General features: G+C 67.8%; 14 protein-coding genes. 5 read left to right on the top strand and 9 right to left on the bottom strand.

Features of this window, described 5'->3' with window-relative positions:
- Position 1 precedes the first annotated feature (1 nt).
- A complete protein-coding gene (locus LDO13_RS05560; RefSeq protein ID WP_224049040.1) occupies positions 2–1,387 on the bottom strand; it encodes a glycine--tRNA ligase in 1,386 nt (461 codons plus the stop codon).
- A 214-nt stretch (positions 1,388–1,601) separates the two neighbouring features.
- A complete protein-coding gene (locus LDO13_RS05555) occupies positions 1,602–2,570 on the bottom strand; it encodes a DMT family transporter (protein WP_224049039.1) in 969 nt (322 codons plus the stop codon).
- 33 nt (positions 2,571–2,603) lie between these two features.
- Between LDO13_RS05555 and LDO13_RS05550 the strand changes: the two genes are divergently transcribed.
- Entirely contained in the window at positions 2,604–2,840 is a 237-nt protein-coding gene (locus LDO13_RS05550; RefSeq protein ID WP_056432688.1) for an RNA-binding S4 domain-containing protein, read from the top strand.
- Positions 2,841–2,896: 56 nt separating this feature from the next.
- Here LDO13_RS05550 and LDO13_RS05545 read toward each other — a convergent pair whose 3' ends face one another.
- Positions 2,897–3,547: a phospholipase gene (locus LDO13_RS05545; protein WP_224049038.1), complete on the bottom strand. Its 651-nt coding sequence runs from the start codon at positions 3,545–3,547 to the stop codon at positions 2,897–2,899.
- 94 nt (positions 3,548–3,641) lie between these two features.
- On the opposite strand from LDO13_RS05545, the gene LDO13_RS05540 reads away from it, so the two are divergent.
- The 3 genes from LDO13_RS05540 (at position 3,642) to LDO13_RS05530 (ending at position 6,294) form a co-directional block, all read left to right on the top strand.
- Complete coding sequence (locus LDO13_RS05540; RefSeq protein WP_224049685.1) at positions 3,642–4,493, top strand: SGNH/GDSL hydrolase family protein; 852 nt, start codon at positions 3,642–3,644, stop codon at positions 4,491–4,493.
- Between the two features lie 30 nt (positions 4,494–4,523).
- Complete coding sequence (locus tag LDO13_RS05535) at positions 4,524–5,633, top strand: winged helix DNA-binding domain-containing protein (RefSeq protein ID WP_224049037.1); 1,110 nt, start codon at positions 4,524–4,526, stop codon at positions 5,631–5,633.
- Positions 5,634–5,715: 82 nt separating this feature from the next.
- On the top strand, positions 5,716–6,294 hold the full coding sequence (locus LDO13_RS05530) for a hypothetical protein (RefSeq protein ID WP_224049036.1): 579 nt from the start codon (positions 5,716–5,718) through the stop codon (positions 6,292–6,294).
- Here the strand turns inward: LDO13_RS05530 and LDO13_RS05525 are convergent.
- The 3 genes from LDO13_RS05525 to mmsB form a co-directional block, all read right to left on the bottom strand.
- Positions 6,281–6,841, bottom strand: a complete 561-nt coding sequence (locus LDO13_RS05525; protein WP_224049035.1) for an isochorismatase family protein — start codon at positions 6,839–6,841, stop codon at positions 6,281–6,283. The two genes, LDO13_RS05530 and LDO13_RS05525, sit on opposite strands and share 14 nt — an antisense overlap.
- Before the next feature lie 142 nt (positions 6,842–6,983).
- Positions 6,984–8,468 (bottom strand): CoA-acylating methylmalonate-semialdehyde dehydrogenase, encoded by a 1,485-nt coding sequence (locus LDO13_RS05520; protein ID WP_224049034.1) that lies wholly within the window; start codon positions 8,466–8,468, stop codon positions 6,984–6,986.
- 48 nt (positions 8,469–8,516) lie between these two features.
- Entirely contained in the window at positions 8,517–9,416 is a 900-nt protein-coding gene (mmsB, locus tag LDO13_RS05515; protein WP_224049033.1) for a 3-hydroxyisobutyrate dehydrogenase, read from the bottom strand.
- A 216-nt stretch (positions 9,417–9,632) separates the two neighbouring features.
- Between mmsB and LDO13_RS05510 the strand changes: the two genes are divergently transcribed.
- Entirely contained in the window at positions 9,633–10,532 is a 900-nt protein-coding gene (locus tag LDO13_RS05510) for a LysR family transcriptional regulator (RefSeq protein ID WP_224049684.1), read from the top strand.
- Between the two features lie 583 nt (positions 10,533–11,115).
- Here LDO13_RS05510 and LDO13_RS05500 read toward each other — a convergent pair.
- From LDO13_RS05500 to LDO13_RS05490, 3 genes are all read right to left on the bottom strand, one after another.
- Complete coding sequence (locus LDO13_RS05500; protein ID WP_224049032.1) at positions 11,116–12,498, bottom strand: MFS transporter; 1,383 nt, start codon at positions 12,496–12,498, stop codon at positions 11,116–11,118.
- Between the two features lie 161 nt (positions 12,499–12,659).
- Positions 12,660–13,199, bottom strand: a complete 540-nt coding sequence (locus LDO13_RS05495) for a DinB family protein (protein ID WP_224049031.1) — start codon at positions 13,197–13,199, stop codon at positions 12,660–12,662.
- A 48-nt stretch (positions 13,200–13,247) separates the two neighbouring features.
- Positions 13,248–14,426, bottom strand: a complete 1,179-nt coding sequence (locus tag LDO13_RS05490; protein ID WP_224049030.1) for a homoserine O-acetyltransferase — start codon at positions 14,424–14,426, stop codon at positions 13,248–13,250.
- Between the last annotated feature and the right edge of the window lie 7 nt (positions 14,427–14,433).

The following is a 14,433-nucleotide window of genomic DNA, read 5'->3' as shown; positions in this document are numbered from 1 at the left end:
GTCAGGCGCCGATCAGCCGTGCGGCCAGGTAGCCCTCCACCTTGTCCAGGGAGACGCGTTCCTGGCTCATGGTGTCGCGTTCGCGGATGGTGACGGCCTGGTCGTCGAGGGTCTCGAAGTCCACGGTGATGCAGAACGGGGTGCCGATTTCGTCCTGGCGGCGGTAGCGGCGGCCGATCGCGCCGGCGTCGTCGAACTCGATGTTCCAGCTCTTGCGAAGCTGGGCGGCAAGGTCCTTGGCCTTCGGGGACAGGTCCTCGTTGCGGCTCAGCGGCAGCACGGCCGCCTTCACCGGGGCCAGGCGCGGATCGAGCTTGAGCACGGTGCGGATGTCGACGCCGCCCTTGGCGTTGGGTGCCTCGTCCTCGGTGTACGCGTCGATCATGAAGGCCATGAAGGAACGGGTGAGGCCGGCCGCGGGTTCAATCACGTACGGCGTGTAGCGCTCGTTGGTGGCCTGGTTGAAGTAGCTCAGGTCCTGGCCGGAGGCCTTGGCGTGCGTGGACAGGTCGAAGTCCGTGCGGTTGGCGATGCCCTCGAGCTCGCCCCACTCGGAGCCGTGGAACCCGAAGCGGTATTCGATGTCCGTGGTGCCCTTGGAGTAGTGGCTGAGCTTTTCCAGCGGGTGCTCGAAGAAGCGCAGGTTGTCTTCCCTGATGCCGAGGGACGTGTACCAGGACATGCGCTCTTTCATCCAGTACTGGTGCCACTGCTCGTCGGTGCCGGGCTCGACGAAGAATTCCATCTCCATCTGCTCGAACTCGCGGGTGCGGAAAATGAAGTTGCCCGGGGTGATCTCGTTGCGGAAGGACTTGCCGATCTGGCCGATGCCGAACGGGGGCTTCTTGCGGGAGGTGGTGAGGACGTTGGAAAAGTTGACGAAGATGCCCTGCGCCGTTTCGGGGCGCAGGTAGTGCAGGCCCTCTTCGCTGGCCACCGGGCCAAGGTAGGTCTTGAGCAGCCCGGAGAATTCCTGGGGTTCGGTCCATTCGCCGCGGGTGCCGCAGTTGGCGCAGGCGATGTCCTTGAGGCCGTTCTCGGCCGGGCGGCCCTTCTTCTCCTCGTATTCTTCTTCGAGGTGGTCGGCGCGGTAGCGCTTGTGGCAGGAGAGGCACTCCACCAACGGGTCGGAGAACACGTCGACGTGGCCGGACGCCTCCCAGACCTGGCGGGGCAGGATGACCGAGGAGTCCAGGCCGACCACGTCTTCGCGGCCGCGGACCACGGACTGCCACCACTGGCGCTTGATGTTTTCCTTGAGCTCGGCGCCGAGGGGCCCGTAGTCCCAGGCAGACCGCGAGCCTCCATAGATCTCACCGGCCTGGAATACGAAACCCCGGCGCTTGGCGAGGGAAATGATCTGGTCGAGGACGGTTTTTGCTGCCATGGGAACTCCACTTTCTACAGGGCCGCTGGGTGCGGTCCGCGGTCTCAGCCCCGGAATCCCGGCTGGTTGCCGGACGGGGCACTACAAACACAAAACTTATGTACAGAACTGCACACAACAACCACGCGCCTGTGTTGACGGGCTGAATGATGGCGGTGCAGGAAGCTGCGCCTCCTAGCCTACCGGCCTGCCGGCTCCGGGTGCCGCCTCCGCGTCACCGCTTCAGGGCGCCCCTGGGCCACGGCAGGCTTGCAAGCACGATTGCGGCGAGGGTCAGCAGGGTCCCGAGCACCGTGGGCAGCGCCACCACGGTGCCGGGCGCCGGGAAGACCAGGTCCAGTCCCAGGGAGCCCAGCAGCTGCCCCGCGATCATGCCGAGTCCCGTCACCAGCACGCCCAGGCTGCGGACCAGCAGGGCTCCGACGCCGATAAAGATGCAGCCCAGCGGCCCGCCAAGGTAGTACCACCACTCCCCCGGCAGCGCGTTGCCCGGTCCGGTGACGGCGGTCTTGACCAGCCAGGCCGCCCACAGCATGACCGACCCGGCGATGAAATTCATCAGGGTCGCGGCAATGGGGGTGCCGTAGTGCATGGCGGCGGTGCCGTTCATGGCCTGCTGGAAGCTCATGAGGAAGCCTGCCAGCACGGGAAGCAGCACCGGGACCAGCAGCTCCCCCGGGCCGGGACCCGTGCCGGAGAAGCGGGGCGAAACGGCCCAGGCGACCGCTGCGACGGTCAGGATGCTGCCGATCACCCGGATCCCGGTGATGGACCTCTTGCCGGCCGGGCCGATCCCCATCCGGTCCACGAGGAGCCCGCTCAGGGTCTGCCCGGTCACCGTGGCGACTGTGAACAGTGCGACGCCCAGCAGGCCCACTGTGAAGGACTGCGCGAACACGAAGAACCCGCCGATGCAGCCGGCCAGGACATAGTAGGGCGGGAATTTGCGTTCCCGTACGGCCGGCAGGATCCGGGCCAGCCCTGCCCGCCCTTTCGGCAGCGCGAGCGAAATCACGGTCATCAGTGCCAGCCCCGTGGTGAAACTCACGACGGCGGCGGCGATCCCGTCCGCGAGCGCCGCCCCGAGGGCGCCGTTGATCCTGCCCTGGACAGGCATGAGCAGCCCCGCCGCCACCGCGAGGGGCAGCCCTGCGAGGAAGGGAAGCCGGGGAGTGTGGGTCATTGCTGTCACCTTACGTCAGGCATCATTGCTTGTATGAGCAACCCGGAAATCGAAGAGATCCCCATCCGCGACGACATGATCCGGCTCGGTCAGCTGCTGAAGCTGGCGAGCCTGGTCGAGGACGGGGTGGAGGCGGCAGAGCTGATCAAGGCCGGGCTCGTCAAGGTCAACGGTGAGATCGACGAACGCCGGGGCCGCCAGCTCCACCACGGCGACACCGTCACCGTGAACGGCCGCACCGTGCGGATCAGCACCCCCGCCGGGGCCTAGCCCCCGCGGGGAAGCGGACACGGGACGCCGGGCGGGGGCCGCCCGGCGTCGGGGGGCTACTTGGCCAGCACTCCGTGGGTGAGGAACTCGGAGACGTGCCCGATTTCCTGCTGGTTGATGCCGTGCCACATCCCGGTGTAGAGCACCTTGGTGAGCTTCACGTGCTTGCGCACCCAGCCCATGGTGAACTCGATCTTGTCCGGCGTGATCACCGGATCCTGCTGGTCACGGCCCCAGAACACCGGCACCGTCCCGTCCAGTTCGGCGTCGCGGAAGCTGGGGTCCCCGCCGGCGTCGACCGCAAACCCCGACAGCCCGACGACGGCGGCGTAGTCCGCGGGCCGCCGCCGCAGCAGGGTGGTGGCGAGCGCCATGCCCATCGAAAAGCCCAGCAGCGTCACGGACGGGTGGTCCGGCCGCACGGAGTCCAGCCAGTCCTCCACGTACGAGGCGGCATCCTTGACCGCCTCCAGGGAGTAATCGATCGACGCGGTCAGCGGGAACCAGGTGTAGCCGGCGCCGGACACCATCGGAGCCCGCACCGAGGCCACCACGAATTCCTGCGGCAGCAGGTCCGCCAGGCTCAGGAGGTCCTCTTCGTTGGCACCGTAGCCGTGCAGCAGGACCAGGAGCGGCTTGCCGGCACGCTCCTCCGCTGGCTTGGACCAGAGGACAACGGGGGCGGGGAAGGCAGCGGCGGAAGTCATGGGTCCATTCTTGCAGTTACCCGAAGGTAACAACCTACGGTGGCGTAGCTTTGCAGGAACAGTGCACGATATGAAGGTGAGCGAAACCGAAGCCATGGAGAACTCTCCAGACAACGCCGTTACCCACCCCTGGACCCGCTATGTGGCCATGGGGGATTCCTTCACGGAAGGCATCGGTGATCCCGAACCGGCGAGTCCGGGCGGCCACCGGGGCTGGGCGGACCGCGTGGCCGAGGAGCTCAGCCGCGGCCACGAGGGTTTTGCCTACGCCAACCTTGCCGTCCGGGGCCGGCTCCTGCAGCAGATCGTTGACCAGCAGCTGGCGCACTGCCTGTCCCTCCGGCCCGATCTTGTGACGCTTTCCGCTGGCGGGAACGACCTGATCCGTCCCGGCGGGGACCCCGATGCCCTGGCCGAGAAGCTGGACTCGGTGGTGCAGATCCTCAGCCTGGCCGGCGCCACTGTGGTCCTCTTCAACGGCCCCGACACCGGTTCGACCGTGCTGGGCCGGGTGCGCAGCAAGGTGGCCATCTACAACGAGAACCTCCGCACCATCGCGGCCCGCCACGACGCCATCATCGCGGACATGTGGTCCCTGCGGCAGCTGAACGATCCGCAGATGTGGGACGCGGACCGCCTGCACTTCTCGCCGCTGGGCCACCACACCATCGCGGCCATGGTCCTGGATTCCCTGAACGTCGAACACACCCTGGAGCCGCTCTCCCCCAAACCCCTGCCGCAACAAAGCTGGCGGCAGGCACGGTCCGGGGACCTGGTCTGGGCCCGCGAGTACTTCGTGCCGTGGGTGGTCCGCAGGCTCCGGCACCGGTCTTCCGGCGACGGCGTCACGGCCAAGCGTCCCCTCCCCGGGCCTGTCTTCGGTCCGGGCATGCCGCTCGGCTCGGGCGAAGGCCCTCCAGGGGCCGAAGAACCCGTCCGTTCCTGACCTCCAAAGCGCAGCGGCCGGACTGGTGTGATGGACCCCGACGACGTCGTGCGGCTGCGGCTGCGCCATCAGCGGCTGCGCGAGCCCTACGCCTCCACGACGGAGGACGCGCTGAAGCACCTGCTGGCGGTGCAGTCCCAGGAGTTCGCCTACGCCCGCTGGACCCTCGCCCAGCGCAGTCCCGGAGGCACCGCCGCCGCAGTGGAGCGGGCGGTGTCCGACGGAACCATCCTGCGCACCCACATTCTGAGGCCCACGTGGCACTTTGTGCACCGGGACGATCTGCGCTGGCTGCTGGCGCTCTCCGGGCCCCGCATTCATCAGGGCAACGCGGGGATGTACCGCCGGACTGGGCTCGATGCCGTGGAGGGCGCGAAGACCAACCGGGTGCTGGCCTCAGCCGTGGCCGGCGGCGCCCACCAGAGTCGGGAGCAACTCGCGGAAGCACTGCGGACTGCGGGCCTGGCCGCCGAGGGACTCGGGCTCGCCTACCGGATCATGTACGCCGAGGCCAGCGGCGTGCTGGTCAGCGGGATCCCGGTGCGGAGCGCGGGAGGCGCGTTGAAGCAGAGCTATGCCCTTTTCGACGAGCGGGTTCCCGCCGACCCGGCAACCCTGATGGAGAGGCCGGCCGCACTGGCCGAACTGGTCCGGCGGTACTTCGCCAGCCGCGGCCCCGCGACGGACAGGGACTGCGCGGACTGGTCCGGGCTGACCCTGGCCGATGTCCGGGCCGGGCTGCAGCTCGTGCGGGACAGCACTCCCGGGACGCTGGAAACAGTGCGGATCGACGGCGTCGACTTCCATCTTGCGACGGAGCCGGCCGTCCCGGTGGCCGTCAGTGGCCCGCCCCGGATCGATCTGATCCAGTGCTACGACGAATACGTCATGGGTTACTCGGCGTCGCGGCACTATTTGGGCGGTGAGGCGCCTTTCGCTCCGGCGGCGGGCGAACCGGCCCATCTGGTCCTGCGCGACGGCCGGCTGGCCGGCGTGTGGCGGCACCGCTTCGTCGGAGGCCGCTGCGAACTCGATATCCGGCTGCGGACCCGGACGGATCCCGAAACGGAATCCGGCATCAACCAGGCGGTGGCGTCCTACGGCCGCTTCCTGGGGCTCGCGGCCATCCGGGTCGGATGACGAAGCCGCGCTGGGCAGCCGGGCACCGCGGCCCCGGGACGGACGTTAAGCTGGACGTACACTTCCTGAGAGGCCCGGTACCGTGAACAATCTGTTCTTTTGGATCATCATTTTGTCATTCCTGATCCCGATGGCGATGCGCTACTACAAGAAGTCCATGCGTGGCCGGAACCAGAACCAGGACATGCCCGGCGGCCCGGACCAGTTCGGGCAGTTCCCCGGCGGCCAATCCGGATACGGTCCCGGCCCCTATCCGGGGCCGCAGAACAAGCAGCCGCGCGACGGCATGACGCAACGGGACTACTTCGGGGCCTTCGGCGAACTCGGCGCGCCGCAGCGGCCCATGCCGCCGGCAAACCAGCAGTACCCCGGACAGCCCTACCCAAACCAGCAGTACCCCGCCCAGCACCCCGTCCCCTATGAGGACAGCCCGGACTACCCCGGCAACCAGCCCCGGCCCATCCCGCAGCAGGACGCCCAGCAGTTCGGCGCCCCGCAGGCCAGCACTCCCCCGGCCTCCGGCCCTTCGGCGCCCCCGCCGCCGTCGGCGCCGCAGGGTTTCCGGGCGCGCAAGCTCGCCGAGCTGGACCAGAAGTACAGCAACGGCGAGCTCGCCATGGAGGACTACATGGCCCAGCGCGCGGAGATCATGAAGGGCTAGCGAAGTCGACGTCGGCCGCGTTGACCGTTCCGGCAGTCCTCCCGGGCGCCCTGTGGTACTGCCAGTACAAATTGGTGTGCGCCACCACCAGCTCCGGCGGCGGCGCGCCAAATTCGCTCAGGTCCTCGGTGGTGTGGGCGTCCGCGACCAGCGTGACATCGTAGCCACGGGTGATACCGCCGTGGAGGGTCGAACGGATGCACTCGTCGGTCTGCGCTCCGGCCAGGAAGAAGCGGCCGATGCCGCGACCGGCAAGCACGGACTCCAAGTCAGTCGCCTCGAACGCGTCGCTGTATTCCTTCGGCACGAGCGGCTCCGACTCACGCCGTACGAGCTCCGGCACATACGACCACGCGTCGCTGCCCCGCGGGAGCTCCTCGCCGCTGTGCTGGACCCAGACGACGTCGACGCCGGCGCCGCGTGCCTTCTCCACCAGGGCGGCAATGGTCGCGATGACGTCGTCGCGGCGGTAAGCATCCGCGACGACGCCAAGCTGCATGTCGACGACGAGCAACGCTGTATTTGGGCGGTTGGCGAGCGTGGTCACTATGCCTCCTGCGTCCTGGACGTTCCTGCCCGTTCACTCTAATCCCAAGAACCCAAGCAACGCGGGGTCACTTCCCGCCCATCATCCAGTCGTGAATGGGCGCGAAGTGACCCCGCGTTGCTGTTGTCGGGGAGGGCTGCGTTTAGTCGACCTGGGGGAAGCCGAGGTCGATCACCGAGGTGGACGGATCCGGCCAGCGGGTGGTGACTACCTTGCCGCGGGTGTAGAAGCGGATGCTCTCCGGGCCGTACATGTGGGTGTCGCCGAAGAGCGAGTTCTTCCAGCCGCCGAAGGAGAAGGTGCCCACCGGAACCGGGATCGGCACGTTGACGCCCACCATGCCGGCCTCGACGTCGAACTCGAACTGCCGCGCGGCGCCGCCGTCGCGGGTGAAGATCGCCGTGCCGTTGCCGAATTCGTTGTCGTTGACGAGCTGGACGGCGTCGGCGTAGCTCTCGACGCGGACCACGGACAAGACCGGGCCGAAGATCTCGTCGTCGTAGACCTTCATGCCGGGCTTGACGTGGTCAATCAGGCTGACGCCGATGAAGAAGCCCTTGGAGTCGAACTGCTGGTCCCGGCCGTCCACCAACACGGTGGCGCCTTCCTCGGCCGCCCCGGCGACGTAGGAGGCAACCTTGTCGCGGTGCTCGGCGGTGATCAGCGGGCCCATCTGCGATGCCGGGTCCGTGCCGGGGCCGATCTTGAGCGTGGCCATCCGGGTGGTGATCGCCTCGACGAGCTCGTCGGCGATGTTCCCGACGGCGACCAGCACACTGACCGCCATGCAGCGTTCGCCGGCGGAACCGTAGGCGGCCGAGACGGCGGCGTCGGCGGCCATGTTCAGGTCCGCGTCGGGCAGGACCACCATGTGGTTCTTGGCACCGCCCAGGGCCTGCACGCGCTTGCCGTGGTCGGCGGCGCGCTTGTAGATGGACTGGGCGATCGGCGTCGAGCCGACGAAGCTGACGGCCTTGACGTCGGGGTGTTCGAGCAGGACGTCGACGGCTTCCTTGTCGCCGTGCACCACGTTGAGCACACCGGCGGGCAGTCCGGCCTCGGCAAAGGCCTGCGCGATGAAGTTGGCGGAGGAGGGGTCCTTCTCGCTGGGCTTGAGGAGCACGGTGTTGCCGCAGGCCAGGGCGCTGCCGATCATCCACAGCGGCACCATGGCCGGGAAGTTGAACGGGGTGATGCAGGCGACGACGCCGACCGGCTGGCGCACCGAGTGGACGTCGACGCCGCCGGCCACCTGCTCGGAGCGCTCGCCCTTGAGCGCGTGGGACAGCCCGGTGGCGAACTCGATGTTCTCCAGGCCGCGGGTGATCTCGCCCTCGGCGTCGGAGAGGACCTTGCCGTGTTCGCTGGTCAGGAGGGCGGCCAGTTCGGGCCGGCGCTGCATGAGCAGTTCACGGACCTTGAAGAAGATGGTGGTGCGCTTGGCCAGGCTGGTGGCACGCCAGCCGGGCAGGGCGGCACGTGCGGCCTGGATGGCCTCCTCGACGCGGGCGGCGGAGGCCAGCGCAACCTCTTTCTCCTGCTCGCCGGTGGCGGGATTGAAGACGGGGCCGTAGCGCTCGGCGTCGGAAACCAGGGCGCCGTTGATGAAGTGCGGAATGCGTTCCATGGGGTGGGTCTCTTTCTAAGGAATGTGGGGGCTAGTTGGCGGCGTCGCCTAGTTGGGATCGAATGTGCCGTCGACCAGTTTGACGATTGCGGAGCAGTCGGTGCCGGACTGGCCGGCGTCGATCAGGCGCTGGAAGAGCTGCTGGACGTGCTCGCCGATTTCCAGCGGCGTGCCGGTGTCCCGGGCCGCACTGATGGCGAGTCCGATGTCCTTGTTGGCCAGCTCGGTGGTGAAGGTCGGGGCGAAGTCGTTGTTGGAGGCTGCGGTGGGGACCACGCCGGCCACCGGGTACCACGTGCGCAGCGCCCAGCTGTCGCCGGAGGAGACGGACGCGATGTCCCAGAAGACCTGCTTGTCCAGCCCGAGCCGGTCGGCCAGGACAGCGCCTTCGGCCGTGGAGGCCAGGTTGATGAAGAGCATGAGGTTGTTGCAGATCTTGGCGGCCTGGCCGGTGGTGGCCCCGCCCGTCGGGATGATGTTGCCGGCCATCGGCCTGATGTATTCGGTGGCCTCGGCCACGGCGCCGGCTTCGCCGCCGATCATGAAGGTCAGGGTGGCGGCCTTCGCGCCGCTCATGCCGCCGGACACCGGGGCGTCGACGAAGCGGAAGCCGGCGGCAGCGGCGGCGTCGTGCAGGGCCTGGGCGGAGGCGATGTCGATCGTGGAGGAATCCACCAGCAGCGTGCGTGTGTCCGCGTGGGCCAGGACGCCGTCCTCGCCGAGGTAGACGGCGCGGGCGTGCTCGCCCTTGGGAAGCATGGTGAAGACGACGTCGGCGCCGTCGACGGCGTCGGCGATGCTCCCGGCGGGCTTCACGCCGCCCGCCTCCGCGGCGGCCACGGCCTCGGCGTTGAGGTCGAAGCCGCGGACGTCGTGGCCGGCCTTGGCGAGGTTTACCGACATGGACCCGCCCATGTTCCCCAGTCCGATCCAAGCGATTACTGCCATGGCATAAGCTCCTTTGCTTTGCGTGTTCCCGCGCGTCGTTGCCGCAAGTCGTTGCTGTAAGTCTTCGCTGGCGCTGCTGTGCGCAGCGCGCGGTCCGGCTGTCACCGGGTGTTCCGTGTCCAGCATCACAAACTGTTACAGTGCAATCAAGGGGAAAAACTACAGATGGTATGTGCATGGATGCACATACCTGGATCCAGAGGAGTTCCGGTGGACTTGAGGCGGCTTCCGAGCCCGGACGATCTGCTGATCCTGCTGACCGTCGCCCGGCTGGGCAGGTTCAATGCGGTGGCTGAGACCCTCGGCACCACGCACACCACCATCTCCCGCCGGATCCTGGCCCTGGACAGGCAGCTGGGCGGGCGCACCCTGGAGCGGAGCCCGCACGGCTGGGAACTGACCGACCTTGGCAGCGAGGCGGTGGCCGCCGCCGAGGCGATCGAGGGCACGCTCGGGGCGCTCACCAACCGGATCGCGCAGTCCGAAGACGTCCTCTCCGGGCTGGTCCGGATCAGCACGCCGGACGGCTTCGGCGCCGGGTTCGTTGCGCCCGCCCTTGTGCGGCTGCAGCGGGAACACCCGCTGCTCAACGTCGAAATGCTCAGCGCCACCCGCAAAGTCAGCCAGAACCGGTCCGGCGTGGACCTCGAGGTGGTGGTGGGCAACCTGGATGTCAGCAATGCGCAGACCATCTTCCTGTCCAACTATTTCCTCCGGCTCTATGCGAGCCCGCAGTACGCCCGGGACCGCGGCCTGCCGGAGACGCTCGACGACGTCCGGCAGCACGGGTTTGTCTCGTACGTGGAGTCGGCGCTGCAGGTCGCAGAACTGGGCCACCGTTCCACCCAGCTTCCCGTCCCGCGGTCCAGCTTCCAGGCCACCAGCATCTTTGCCCAGCTGGAGGCCGTCCGTCGGGGCGCCGGGATCGGCCTGCTGCCCAACTTCCTGGTGGTGGGCGACCCCACGTTCCTGCCCGTGCTGCCGGACGACTTCCAGCGGCAGCTCCCCATCTGGGCGGTGGCACGGGCGGAGTCCCTGCGTTCGGCGCCGGTGCAGGCCGTGCTGGAGGCGGTCCGGACCGAGATTTCCGCGCGCCAGGATGTCCTGGCAGGCTGAGACGTCCTGGCAGGCTGGGCAGTCGCGGGACCCCGATCCGCAGATTCAGGAGTCGGCGAGTCCGTCGTAGGTGGACCAGAAGTCGGCCAGCGAGAGGGGTTGACCCAGGAGCAGCGCTTCAAGGTAAACCCGCCACCTGGAGTCAGCACAATCCTCACCTGCGAGAGTGGTTCGTCCGGGAACTCCCACGTCATGCCAAGAATCTGCGCCGCTTCACACTCCCGGATGCGGCTGGTGCAGGAATAGCCTGCGGCATGCTCAATCGTGATGGCGTTGCCGACGAGGAACTTCCCAGAGATCAGTTTCCCCAGCCAGCGCGGCAAAGCCTCAGGGCTGGTGAGCCCCCACCAGACGCACTCCGCAGGCACGGCCATGGACCAGTTGTGGCTCACCCGCTGGTTCGCAGCGTCGAGCGAACTGTTGATTTGTGGCATAACCGGAGCCTAGCGCAGCGCTGGATCACTGCCGCGGGAGCGGCCGGCAGCCGGGGGGGGGTTACGTCTGCAACGGCAACAGCCCGGGTCCCGCGGTGCGGGGCCCAGGCTGTTGCCGTTTATTCGTTGTTGCTGTCGGTACTGCTTGCCTACTTCTTGGAGGCGGCGAGCAGGTCCGCGGTGCCCTGGGCATCGGCGGCGTCGACGTCGTGCAGGGAGATGCCGCGCGTTTCCTTCAGGAAGTACACCGCCACCATCGTGACCACACAGGCGCCGAGCAGGTAGATGGCCACCGGAACGGAGGACTTGAACTGGCTCAGCAGGGCGACGGCGATGATCGGGGCCATCGAACCGGCCACGATCGACGTGACCTGGTAGCCCAGCGAGACTCCGGAGTAACGCATCCGGGTCGGGAACATCTCGGCCATGATGGCCGGCTGGCCGGCGTACATGAGCGAGTGGAACAGCAGGCCGATGGTGATTGCCGCGAGGATGATGATGTCGTTCTTGGTGTCCATCATCGGGAAGGCGAAGAAGCCCCACGTGCCGCCAAGGACGGCGCCGGCCATGTAGACCGGTTTGCGGCCGAGGTTGTCGGAGAGCTTGCCGACGAACGGGATCACGGCGAAGTGGATTGCGTGCGCCACGAGCAGCAGGAGCAGGATCCGCGAAGTGTCCGTCTGGACGATGACCTTCAGGTAGGTGATGGAGAACGTGACCACGAGGTAGTAGAGGATGTTCTCCGCGAAGCGCAGGCCCATCGCCGTGAACACGCCACGGGGGTAGCGGCGGAACACTTCGCCGACGCCGTAGCCCTTCTTCTCGACGGCGACTTCCTTCTGGGCCTCCAGGAAGATGGGGGCGTCAGTGACCTTGGTGCGGATGTAGTAGCCAACCAGCACGATCACAGCGGAGAGCCAGAAGGCAACGCGCCAGCCCCAGCTGAGGAAGTCGGCGGAGGACAGGGTGGCGGACAGCGTGAACAGCACACCGGTGGCGAGCAGGTTGCCCAGCGGAACGGCTGACTGCGGCCATGCGGACCAGAAACCGCGGGACTTGCTGGGGCTGTGCTCGGCCACGAGGAGGACAGCGCCGCCCCATTCGCCGCCGACGGCGAAGCCCTGGGCGAAGCGCAGGAAGACCAGGAGGGCCGGAGCCCAGTAGCCGATCTGCTGGAAGGTGGGGAGGCAGCCCATCAGGAAGGTGGAGACACCCACCAGGATGATGCTGAGCTGGAGCAGCTGCTTGCGGCCGAACTTGTCGCCGAAGTGGCCGAAGACGATGCCGCCGATCGGGCGGGCGATGAAGCCGACAGCGTAGGTCAGGAACGCGGCGATAATGCCGTCCAGCTCCGTGCCCGAATTGGGGAAGAAGATCTTGCCGAAGACGAGGGTCGCCGCGGAGGCATAGAGGAAGAACTCATACCACTCGACCACGGTGCCGGCCATGGAGGCCGTTACTACTTTTTTGAGGCCGGACGATTTGACGTCTTCCTCTTCCGGCCGCCTGGCGGCAGCGTTATGCGTACTCATTTCGACTCCTTTGGCGTCTCCGTCGACACCCTATGGACCTCTGGGCAATGGATACCTGTGATTTGTGACACGGGCATCATTCTCAACGAGTATGGACGCTCCGGCCCTGGGTCTCAACGGCCATTAGTGCAGAGCGCATCTGCAAAAATGCACAGTTGGCTTCATTCTCCGGTGCTTCCGTCCACGGATTCGCGCAGGAAATCGGCATGGCCGTTGTGCCGGGCGTATTCCTCGATCATGTGGCACACGATCCAGCGCAGGCTGGGCGCCCCGCCGTCGGGCCACGCACGCGTGGCCACCGAGTCCATCCCGCCGTCGGCGAGAGAAACGGCTACGAGCGAGCGCGAGCGCACGACGGCGTCCTGCCAGCGGGCGCGGAGGTCGCCGGCGGAGTCCCCCGCCGCCGAGTGAAACTCCCAGTCGGGTTCCGCTTTCCAGTCCACCGCGTTCCAGGGCGGCTGCCGGTCCTGCCCGTGCAACGTGTAGGAGAACCAGCTGTCCTCCACATACGCCATGTGCTTCAGGAGCCCGCCAAGGGTCAGGGTGGAGGCTGCGGCTTTCGCGCCCAGGGCCGCTGCATCGAGGCCGGCGCACTTCCACTCGAGGGTGGCCCGCTGGTAGTCGAGGAAACCCAGGAGCGTGGCGGCCTCGCCGGCGGCGACGGGAGGTTCCGGACGGCCCTGTTCATCGATGGTGGTCATGCGCCGTGAGCCTACCGGCGGATAGGCCGCAGAGGAAGCCCGGCCGGTTCAGCCGAAGAAGTACTGCCGGAGCTGGCTGTTGAGCTGGCCGATCTCGGTCAGGAAGCCGTCGTGCCCGATCGGCGCCTCGATGGTGTGCACGGCCACCTCGCCCGGCAGGGCGGCGGCGAGCGCACGGGTCTGGGCCGGGAAGTACAGCCGGTCCGAGTCGACTGCCGCCACCAGGAATTCGGCCGTTGCCGAGGCCAGGGCCTCCGTGAGGGCGCCGCGGCCGCGGCTGATGTCATGGCTCATCAGCGCTTCGGTGATGGCGATGTAGCTGTTGGCATCGAACCGGCGGACCAGCTTGTTGCCCTGGTGGTCAAGGTAGCTCTCCACCTGGTAACGCCCGCGGCCGGCCAGCGAGCCGGCTTCCAGCGGGGCCTCCGGTTCCTGGGCATTCCGGCCAAAGCGCCCATCCAGCTCCGCGGCCGAGCGGTAGGTGATGTGCGCTATCCGCCGGGCCAGCGCCAGGCCCGCTTCGGGCTGCGGGCCACCGTAGTAGTCGCCGCCGTTGTAGTTGGGGTCCTGCCGGATGGCCAGGGTCTGGGCCTGGGCGAAGGCAATCTGTTCCGCGGTGCTGCTGGCGCCCACCGAAAACACGCCGCAGCGCCTTACCCGGTCCGGGTAGCTGACGGCCCATTCCAGTGCCCGGGCGCCGCCCAGTGAACCGCCCAGCACGGCGTACCAGCTGCGGATGCCCAGGGCGTCCGCCAGCCTGGCCTCGGCCGCCGTCGTATCCCGGAGGGTGACCAGCGGGAACCGGGACCCCCAGGGCCGGCCGTCCGGCGCCGGCGTCGAGGGTCCCGTCGAGCCGTAGCAGCCGCCCAGGATGTTGATCGAGACGACGAAGTACTTGTCCGTGTCCACGGGTGCCCCGGGGCCGGCGAGCTGCTCCCACCAGCCCGGTTCCTCGCCGGCGCCGCGCGTGACGTGGGTGTCCCCCGTCAGGGCGTGTTCGATCAGTACCGCGTTGGAGCCGTCCGGGTTAAGGGTCCCCCAGGTCTCGTAGGCGAGGGTGACGTCCGGCAGCTTGGCGCCGGATTCAAGTTCCAGGTCGCCGACCCGGAGGTACTGGACCGTTCCATCCGGGACGGCGCCTTCAGGCACAGCAGAGTCAGCCGCGGGGGCGTCCGGGTGGGATGTCGTGCTTACGGGTGCACCCTGGCGGGTGGCGGCAATCGTCATGTGAGGA

It is taken from the genome of Arthrobacter sp. NicSoilB4, from assembly GCF_019977335.1.
Classification (GTDB): domain Bacteria; phylum Actinomycetota; class Actinomycetes; order Actinomycetales; family Micrococcaceae; genus Arthrobacter.
The sequence above is the reverse complement of the archived record's forward strand: the minus strand, read 5'-3'. Positions and strand labels throughout refer to the sequence as shown.